The 8655-nt window shown below is 64.6% G+C and carries 7 protein-coding genes and 1 pseudogene; 5 read left to right on the top strand and 3 right to left on the bottom strand.

What is annotated here, in order from left to right:
• A pseudogene (locus EOA29_RS16590) lies at positions 1-104 on the top strand (RNA polymerase factor sigma-32); the annotation flags it as partial.
• A gap of 268 nt (positions 105-372) precedes the next feature.
• Here the strand turns inward: EOA29_RS16590 and EOA29_RS16585 are convergent.
• The 3 genes from EOA29_RS16585 to EOA29_RS16575 form a co-directional block, all read right to left on the bottom strand.
• Positions 373-1035, bottom strand: a complete 663-nt coding sequence (locus EOA29_RS16585) for a peroxiredoxin (RefSeq protein WP_126091541.1) — start codon at positions 1033-1035, stop codon at positions 373-375.
• Positions 1036-1222: 187 nt separating this feature from the next.
• Complete coding sequence (locus EOA29_RS16580; protein ID WP_126091540.1) at positions 1223-1588, bottom strand: cell division protein ZapA; 366 nt, start codon at positions 1586-1588, stop codon at positions 1223-1225.
• 4 nt (positions 1589-1592) lie between these two features.
• Entirely contained in the window at positions 1593-1865 is a 273-nt protein-coding gene (locus EOA29_RS16575) for a DUF4164 domain-containing protein (protein ID WP_126087211.1), read from the bottom strand.
• 274 nt (positions 1866-2139) lie between these two features.
• On the opposite strand from EOA29_RS16575, the gene tkt reads away from it, so the two are divergent.
• The 4 genes from tkt to EOA29_RS16555 all read left to right on the top strand — a co-directional run.
• Entirely contained in the window at positions 2140-4131 is a 1992-nt protein-coding gene (gene tkt / locus EOA29_RS16570) for a transketolase (RefSeq protein WP_126091539.1), read from the top strand.
• Positions 4132-4338: 207 nt separating this feature from the next.
• Positions 4339-5349 (top strand): type I glyceraldehyde-3-phosphate dehydrogenase, encoded by a 1011-nt coding sequence (gene gap / locus EOA29_RS16565; RefSeq protein WP_126091538.1) that lies wholly within the window; start codon positions 4339-4341, stop codon positions 5347-5349.
• A gap of 165 nt (positions 5350-5514) precedes the next feature.
• The gene (locus tag EOA29_RS16560; protein WP_126091537.1) at positions 5515-7404 is read left to right on the top strand and encodes a potassium/proton antiporter; all 1890 of its coding nucleotides are present in this window, start codon (positions 5515-5517) and stop codon (positions 7402-7404) included.
• A gap of 105 nt (positions 7405-7509) precedes the next feature.
• The coding region (locus tag EOA29_RS16555; protein ID WP_145969688.1) for a phosphoglycerate kinase at positions 7510-8655 on the top strand (1146 nt) is incomplete at its 3' end.

Genomic DNA, 8655 nt, shown 5'->3' with positions numbered 1-8655 from the left:
AGATCGAGGTGCGCGCCTTCGAGAAGGTGCAGGACGCGGTCAAGGCCGCCGCCAAGCGCCAGAGCCAGGCTCTGCGCACCATCGAAGCGCAGCCGGCGGCTTAAGGCTAGGCAGAAATGAAATATGAAAAGGCGGCGCTTCAGCGCCGCCTTTTTTGTTGTCGTAACTGGCTGGTATGGCGGGTTGAGATTCAGGTCAGCCCGAGCCGAAAATGGTGGCTTCCGAGAACCGGCCTACGCCGGCCGTAGCCTTCATAGAGCGGAGACACTTATAAGGGCTTCGGCCGGCGTAGGCCGGAGCGGAGCGCACTTAAAGTACGTGAGCACCGGAAGCGCAGGAAGCCGCCATTTGCAGGCCGGGACCACCTGAACATCAGCCTGCCGAAGGCTGCTTGGTCTTCCTCAGATACGGCAGCACCGTCTCATAGGCACCGAAGCGCTTGATCGCATCCTCGTTGGAGACCGCGGCGGTGATGATGACGTCCTCGCCCTGTTTCCAGTTGGCCGGCGTCGCGACCTGGTGCTTGGCCGTTAGTTGAACGGAATCGATGACGCGCAGGATCTCATCGAAGTTGCGGCCCGTGGTCATCGGATAGGTCAGCACCAGCTTGATCTTCTTGTCGGGGCCGATGACGTAGACCGAGCGCACGGTGGCGTTATCGGCCGGCGTGCGGCCTTCCGAGGTCTCGCCGGCGCCCGCCGGCAGCATCTCGTAAAGCTTGGCGACCTTGAGGTCCTTGTCGCCGATGAGCGGATAGTTCACCGTTTGGCCGGTCGCGGTCTTGATGTCGGCATGCCACTTTTCGTGGCTCGATACCGGATCGACCGAAATGCCGATGATCTTGACGTTCCGCTTCCTGAACTCGCCTTCCAGCCCGGCCATCGTGCCGAGCTCGGTCGTGCAGACCGGCGTGAAGTCTTTCGGATGGCTGAAAAGCACCGCCCAGCCGTCACCGATCCACTGATGGAAATTCACCGTTCCTTGCGTGGTTTCGGCCGTGAAGTCCGGCGCGATATCGTTGATACGAAGGCTCATGACGTGCTCCCTACCCTGTGACATGTCGCCGACGGGCCAACCCCATCGGCCTGGCTACGCCTTCTATACCGCCGGACGGCTGTGTTCAAAAGGCTTATGCCTGCAAGCGTGACCGAAGCGGCGGAAAAATTTCGTCTTTTCCTGGAAAAGACAGCAGGAATTTCCGTGGGGGACTGGACGAAGCGGCTTAAGCCTTCTTCACCGCCAGCGTCGTCGCGAGATCTTCCATGCGCTGCGCCAATGCGCCGAGCGCGGTGGTCAGCACGCTGTCGCTCTTGTCGGCCTTGGTCAGCGCCTCGTCGCGCGTCTTGCGCAGCGTGAGCACTTCGCTCTCCATGCCCTTGACCCGCTTGTTGAGCTCCGAGAGCTCGTCCATCACCATGATGCCGGCCATCACGGTCAGCCGCTGGTCGCCGATCTCACCGAAGGAATCCTTCAAGTGCATGACGTAGCGGTCGAAGCGCTCGGCGAGATCGATCAGATGCTCTTCCTGGCCTTCGTCACAAGCCATCCGGTACTGCTTGCCGTCGATGGAAACCGTCACCTGTGCCATTGGACTACCTGTCGAGTACAGCGCGGATGGTTTCCATGGCGGTCACCAGCCGGCGCGACACTTCCTTGTTGGCATCTTCCAGCCGTTCGGCGCGGGCTTCGGAATTGTCGAGCTCCTGCGCCAGCCGCGAGCGGTCGGCATTCATGCGCTGCACCTCGGCCTCGGCCTCGGAATAGTCGCGCTCATGCTCGAGCCGCGCCGCCACGGCGCTTTCCAGCCCTTCCATGGCCTTGCCGAGCCTGGCGATGACTTCTTTAAGGGTCGTTTCCCCGGTCATGGCCTTCGTCCTATGCCCTGCCCGTCACCGAATCGCTCGCGTTCAGAACGCGTTATGTCGGAAAGATTAGGCGCCGGGTGAAGCGCGCGTCAATAAAGCTCTCGCGACTGTCCCCCGCTAACGCTAATGTAGCGCATCCGACCCCTTCACAAGCCCGGCAAAAGTCGACCGATTTGTTGACTCAAGGGCCGCGCCTGCTATGTGTCGCGGCATCCTTTCCAAGGGCTCTCCCCCAAGGGCTCACCCAAGGCTCCAACCCACTTCCGGAGGAAGCATGACCTCGCGTGAACAACATGACCGGATGGCCAATGCTATCCGTTTCCTTTCCATGGACGCCGTCGAGAAGGCGAATTCCGGCCATCCGGGCCTGCCCATGGGCTGCGCCGACATCGCCACGGTGCTGTTCACCCGCTTCCTGAAATTCGACGCCAGGGCCCCGCACTGGGCCGACCGCGACCGCTTCATCCTGTCGGCCGGCCACGGCTCGATGCTGCTCTACTCGCTCCTCTACCTCACCGGTTACGAGGACATGACGATCGACCAGATCAAGAACTTCCGGCAGCTCGGATCGAAGACCGCGGGCCATCCCGAATACGGCCATGCCGCCGGCATCGAGACGACCACCGGCCCGCTCGGCCAGGGCCTTGCCAATTCGGTCGGCTTCGCGCTCGGCGAGCGCATCATGAATGCTGCGTTCGGCAACGACCTCGTCGACCATTACACCTATGTGCTGGCCGGCGACGGCTGCCTGATGGAAGGCATCAGCCAGGAAGCCATCGCCCTTGCCGGTCATCTCAAGCTCAACAAGCTGATCGTCTTCTGGGACAACAACAACATCTCGATCGACGGTCCGGTCTCGCTCGCCGACAACACCGATCAGGTCGCCCGCTTCCAGGCCAGCGGCTGGAATGCAAGCCACATCGACGGCACCGATCCGGAAGCGATCGCCTATGCCATCGAAGCCGCCCGCCATTCCGACAAGCCGACGATGATCGCCTGCAAGACGACCATCGGCTTCGGTGCCCCGACCAAGGCCGGCACCAACAAGGCGCATGGCTCGCCGCTCGGCGCCGAGGAAATCGCCGGCGCCCGCAAATTCTTCAACTGGGAGTCGCCGCCCTTCGAGGTGCCGGCCGACATCCTCGACGCCTGGCGCGCGGTCGGCAAGGCCGGCGCCAAGGCACGCGCCGACTGGGAAGGCCGGCTCGCCAAGGCCGACGCCAAGCTGCAGGGCGAATTCGAGCGCCGCCTTGCCGGCAAGCTGCCGGGCAATTTTGACGCCGTGATCGCCGACTACAAAAAGAAGCTCTCGGCCGACAAGCCGAAGGTGGCCACCCGCAAATCCTCGGAAATGGCGCTGGAAGTCATCAACGGCGCGGTGCCGGAAACCATCGGCGGCTCGGCCGACCTCACCGGCTCCAACAACACCAAGACCAGCCAGACCAAGAACATCACGCCCGACGACTACGGCCAGCGCTATGTCCACTACGGCATCCGCGAGCATGGCATGGCCGCGGCGATCAACGGCCTGACGCTGCATGGCGGCCTGATCGCCTATGGCGGCACCTTCCTCTGCTTTTCCGATTATGCCCGCCCCTCGATGCGCCTTGCCTCGCTGATGGGCATCCGCTCGATCTTCGTCATGACGCACGACTCGATCGGCCTCGGCGAGGACGGCCCGACCCATCAGCCGGTTGAGCATCTGGCGGCGCTGCGCGCCATTCCGAACCACAACGTGTTCCGCCCGGCCGACGCGGTGGAGACGGCGGAATGCTGGCAGCTCGCGCTGGAATCCAAAAAGACGCCCTCGACCCTGGCGCTGACCCGCCAGAACCTGCCGACCGTGCGCACCGAATTCAACGAGAAGAACCTCAGCGCCTCCGGCGCCTATGAGCTCGCCGCGGCAAACGGCGAGGCGGCTGTGACGATCTTCGCCACGGGTTCTGAGGTCGAGGTCGCCCTCGGCGCCCGCGAGTTGCTCGAGAAGCACGGTCACCCGACCCGCGTCGTCTCGGTGCCCTGCTTCGAGCTGTTCGACCAGCAGAGCGAGGACTACCGCAGGAAGACGATCGGCAACGCCAGGATCAAGGTCGCCATCGAGGCCGGCATCCGCCAGGGCTGGGACCATATCATCGGCAGCGACGGCATCTTCATCGGCATGACCGGCTTCGGCGCCTCGGGCACCATCGAGCAGCTCTATCCGCATTTCGGCATTACGGCGGAAGCTGCGGCGAAAGCAGTGGAAGCGCGCCTGCACGGCAAGTGAGTCACTGCATGTCGCTGGAAAGCACAGCGGTTTTGAGCGACATATGGAAGCAGGAAGGCCCCGGTCCGGCGAAATCATTCAATGGGTTGTGTCGAGCTGGGCTAACCTAATCGATTTAAATTCGGGTATCCTCGGCTGGATTCTTTGTCCGTCCCCCGTTATGAAGCTGCGGACCCATCCGCTTTCCGGCCCCCTAGGGAGAGAAAAATGACCGTCAGAGTTGCCATCAACGGATTTGGCCGCATCGGCCGCAACATCCTGCGCGCGATCCACGAATCCGGCCGCAAGGACATCGACGTCGTCGCCGTCAATGACCTCGGCCCGGTCGAGACCAATGCGCACCTTTTGCGCTACGACAGCGTGCATGGCCGCTTCCCGCATGAGGTGACGGTCGATGGCGACCAGATCTCCGTCGGCGCGGAGAAGTTCAAGGTCACCGCCATCAAGGATCCGACCCAGCTGCCCTGGAAGGAGCTCGGCGTCGACATCGCGCTCGAATGCACCGGCATCTTCACCGCCCGCGACAAGGCCGCCGCGCATCTGACCGCCGGCGCCAAGCGCGTCATCGTCTCGGCTCCGTCCGACGGCGCCGACCTGACGGTCGTCTACGGCATCAACCACGACAAGCTGACCAAGGACCACGTCGTCATCTCGAACGCGTCCTGCACCACCAACTGCCTGGCGCCGCTGGCCGCCGTGCTGCACGAGACCGTCGGCATCGAAAAGGGCATGATGACGACGATCCACTCCTACACCGGCGACCAGCCGACGCTGGACACCATGCACAAGGACCTCTACCGCGCCCGCGCGGCGGCGCTGTCGCAGATCCCGACCTCGACCGGTGCTGCCAAGGCGATCGGCCTGGTGCTGCCCGACCTCAAGGGCAAGCTCGACGGCATCTCGATCCGCGTGCCGACCCCGAACGTCTCGGTGGTCGACTTCAAGTTCATCGCCAAGCGCTCGACCACCGTGCAGGAGATCAACGAGGCGCTGATCGCCGCCTCCCAGGGCAAGCTGAAGGGCGTGCTCTCGGTCACCCATCACCCGAACGTGTCGATCGACTTCAACCACGATCCGCACTCCTCGATCGCGGCGCTCGACCAGACCAAGGTCATGGACGGCAACTTCGTCTCGGTGCTCTCCTGGTACGACAACGAATGGGGCTTCTCCAACCGCATGGGCGACACGGCTGTCGCCTTCGGCAAGACCATCGCCTGAACGCGGGCTTTCTTTTGATCGCGTGAAACGCCCGGCTTCGGCCGGGCGTTTTCGTTCCATATCAGCGGCATGGGGCAAAAAACCACGCCGCCGCCTTGCACTGGTCATGTCTTCGCCCCACTCTGCCGTAAAGCGGGAGGGAGCGGATTTGAGGGGCAATTCCGGATGGAGCATGCGATCTATCTTGTGACGCTGGTCGGCACGGCGCTCGTCGTTGCCGCCGCGTTTTCGAGCCTGATCGCCTTTCGCTTCGGCGCGCCCCTGCTGCTCCTCTTTCTCTGCATCGGCCTTGCCACCGGCGTCGATGGGCTGGGCATCGAATTCGACAATGCGCGCCTGGCTTATTTTGCCGGCTCACTGGCGCTGGCCGTCATCCTGTTCGATTCCGGTTTCGGCACGCCGCTCAACGCCTTGCGCCAGGCTGCCGGACCGGCGCTGTCGCTGGCCACTGTCGGCGTGGTCCTGACCACGGGTATTTTCGGCGTCGCGGCCTACTATCTGCTCAATCTCAGCTCGCTGGAATCCTCGCTGCTTGGCGCCGCCGTCGCCTCGACCGACGCGGCGGCGGTGTTCTTCCTGCTGCGCGCCGGCGAAATCCATTTGCGCGAGCGCGTGCGCTCCACCCTCGAGGTCGAATCCGGCACCAACGACCCGATCGCCATCTTCCTGACCATCACTCTGGTCGAGATCATTGCGGCTCACGCCAACCCGGAGGCGAACGTTCTCGCCATCAATCTGGCAGTCGGCTTCCTCATCAATATGGGGCTTGGCGCCGTCATCGGCGTGCTCGGCGGCATGGCAATCGTGCGCCTCGTCGAGCGACTGAACCTCGACCACGGGCTGCTGCCGATCTTCGTGCTGACGCTCTCGCTGATGGTCTTCGCCGCAGCCGGCGCCGTCGGCGGCTCGGGCTTCCTCGCGGTCTACCTCGCCGGCCTCGTCGCCGGCAATTCCGACATCCGCGCCGTCACCATCCTCAAGCGCTTCCAGGACGGCATGTCGTGGCTGGCGCAGATCATCATGTTCCTCATCCTCGGCCTGTTCGCCACGCCGTCGCAGTTCCCGGCGATCCTGGCGCCGGCGATCATGCTGGGCCTGTTCCTGATCTTCGTGGCGCGGCCTTTAGCCGTCTGGCTGTGCCTTATCCCGTTCCGCCTGCCGCGCCCGGAGGTCGCCTTCGTCTCCTGGGTCGGCCTGCGCGGCGCGGTCTCGATCCTGCTTGCCATCACGCCGCTGCTCGGCGGTCTCGAGCAAGGACGTCTGATCTTCAATGTCGCCTTCATCATCGTGCTTGTGTCGCTGGTGGTCCAGGGCTGGACCGTCGGTCCGCTGGCGCGCCGCCTCGGCCTGATCGTGCCGGCGCGGCTCGGACCGCTCGACAAGGTCGAGCTCGAACTTCCGGGCTCAGCGCATCATGAGCTGCTCGCCTATCGCGTGGCGCCCGGCAGCCCGGTGGCGCGCGGCGAGCGCATCCCGCGCTGGGCGAGGCCGTCGCTGGTGCTGCGCGACGGCCGCTCCATGCGCTTCCAGGACATGGGCCGGCTGACCGCCGGCGATCAGGTCTACATCTTCGTGCCGGACCGCTATCCGCGCCTGCTCGACAAGCTCTTCGCCAGCCGCGCCGTGGTCGACCCCGAGGATGCGGACTTCTTCGGCGCATTCGCCCTCGATCCGGCCCGCTCCGCGGGAGAGCTGGAAGCCGCCTACGCGCCGGGTCTCACCGAGGCCGAGCAGAAGCTCACCGTCGCAGCACTGGTCACGGAGCGGCTCGGCGGCCACGCCGAATATGCCGACCGCGTGATGATCGGTCCGATCGAGCTGATCGTGCGCGATGTCGACGAGAAGGGCAGGATCACTGGCCTTGGCCTGTCCTTCGAGCCGACCGCGCCGGTGGCGCGCGTGCCGGTTTTCCTGAGCGCCGGCGAGATCGCCGACCGCGTCGCCGCCTTCATTCGCAACTGGCGCAAACCGGCGGAAAAGCAGGCCGCCGGGGACGCGCCAAACGACACGGCGGCGCCCGAACCAGATGGACAAAAGGCAACCAGCGAAAGCTGATGTCTCACTGCGACATTATTTTTGCGCGCACGCCCTAACGCAGACCTTGCATCGTCCCCGCTGCCGGGTAAGGTCGCCGCGTTTTTTCGAGGGAAAGGAACGACCATGGCCGGCTTCAAGACACTCGACGATATCGGCGCCGTCAGCGGCAAGCGCGTCCTGGTGCGCGTCGACCTCAATGTGCCGGTAGCCGACGGCAAGGTGACCGACGCCACGCGCATCGAGCGCATCGCGCCGACCATTTCCGAGCTCTCCGGCAAAGGCGCCAGGGTCATCCTGCTCGCGCATTTCGGCCGGCCCAAGGACGGCCCGTCGGCCGAATTCTCGCTGGAGCCGATCGCCCGGGCGACGGCCGAGGTGCTCGGCCGCCCGGTCGGTTTCGCCTCCGACTGTATCGGCGACAAGGCCGCGGAAGCGGTCGCGGCCATGAAGGACGGCGATGTGCTGCTCCTGGAAAACACCCGCTTCTACAAGGCCGAGGAGAAGAACGAGCCGGCCTTCACCGAAAAGCTCGCCGCCAATGGCGACATCTATGTCAACGACGCCTTTTCCGCCGCGCACCGGGCGCATGCATCGACCGAAGGTCTGGCGCACCGGCTGCCCGCCTATGCCGGACGCACCATGCAGGCCGAGCTCGATGCGCTGGAAAAGGGCCTCGGCAATCCGGTGCGGCCGGTCGTCGCCATTGTCGGCGGCGCCAAGGTCTCGACCAAGATCGATCTCCTGATGAATCTGGTGAAGAAGGTCGATGCGCTGGTCATCGGCGGCGGCATGGCCAATACCTTCCTCGCCGCGCGTGGCACCGATGTCGGCAAATCGCTGTGCGAGCATGACCTTGCCGGCACCGCCAAGCAGATCATGATCGAGGCGGCCGAAGCCGGCTGCGCCATCATCCTGCCCGCCGACGGCGTCGTCGCGAAAGAATTCAAGGCGGGTGCTGCGAGTGAAACCGTCGCTATCGAGGCCGTGCCGGCCGATGGCATGATCCTCGATGTCGGCGCAAAGACCGTCAAGAGCGTCACCGACTGGATCGACCGCGCCGCGACTCTGGTGTGGAACGGCCCGCTCGGCGCCTTCGAGATCGAGCCCTTCGACCATGCCACGGTAGCGGCGGCGAAGCACGCCGCTGCCCGCACCAGGGAAGGCAAGCTGGTTTCGGTCGCCGGCGGCGGCGACACGGTGGCGGCGCTCAACCATGCCGGCGTCGCCGACGATTTTACCTATGTCTCTACCGCCGGCATGGTTGAGCGC

The organism is Mesorhizobium sp. M1E.F.Ca.ET.063.01.1.1 (assembly GCF_003998155.1).
GTDB lineage: Bacteria > Pseudomonadota > Alphaproteobacteria > Rhizobiales > Rhizobiaceae > Mesorhizobium.
This window is presented reverse-complemented; position numbering and strand designations above follow the sequence as displayed.

Coding starts and splice junctions, on each gene's coding strand:
- EOA29_RS16580 (WP_126091540.1), bottom strand. CDS start 1,588: ATGGCACAGGTGACGGTTTCCATCGACGGCAAGCAGTACCGGATGGCT.
- tkt (WP_126091539.1), top strand. CDS start 2,140: ATGACCTCGCGTGAACAACATGACCGGATGGCCAATGCTATCCGTTTC.
- EOA29_RS16585 (WP_126091541.1), bottom strand. CDS start 1,035: ATGAGCCTTCGTATCAACGATATCGCGCCGGACTTCACGGCCGAAACC.
- gap (WP_126091538.1), top strand. CDS start 4,339: ATGACCGTCAGAGTTGCCATCAACGGATTTGGCCGCATCGGCCGCAAC.
- EOA29_RS16575 (WP_126087211.1), bottom strand. CDS start 1,865: ATGACCGGGGAAACGACCCTTAAAGAAGTCATCGCCAGGCTCGGCAAG.
- EOA29_RS16560 (WP_126091537.1), top strand. CDS start 5,515: ATGGAGCATGCGATCTATCTTGTGACGCTGGTCGGCACGGCGCTCGTC.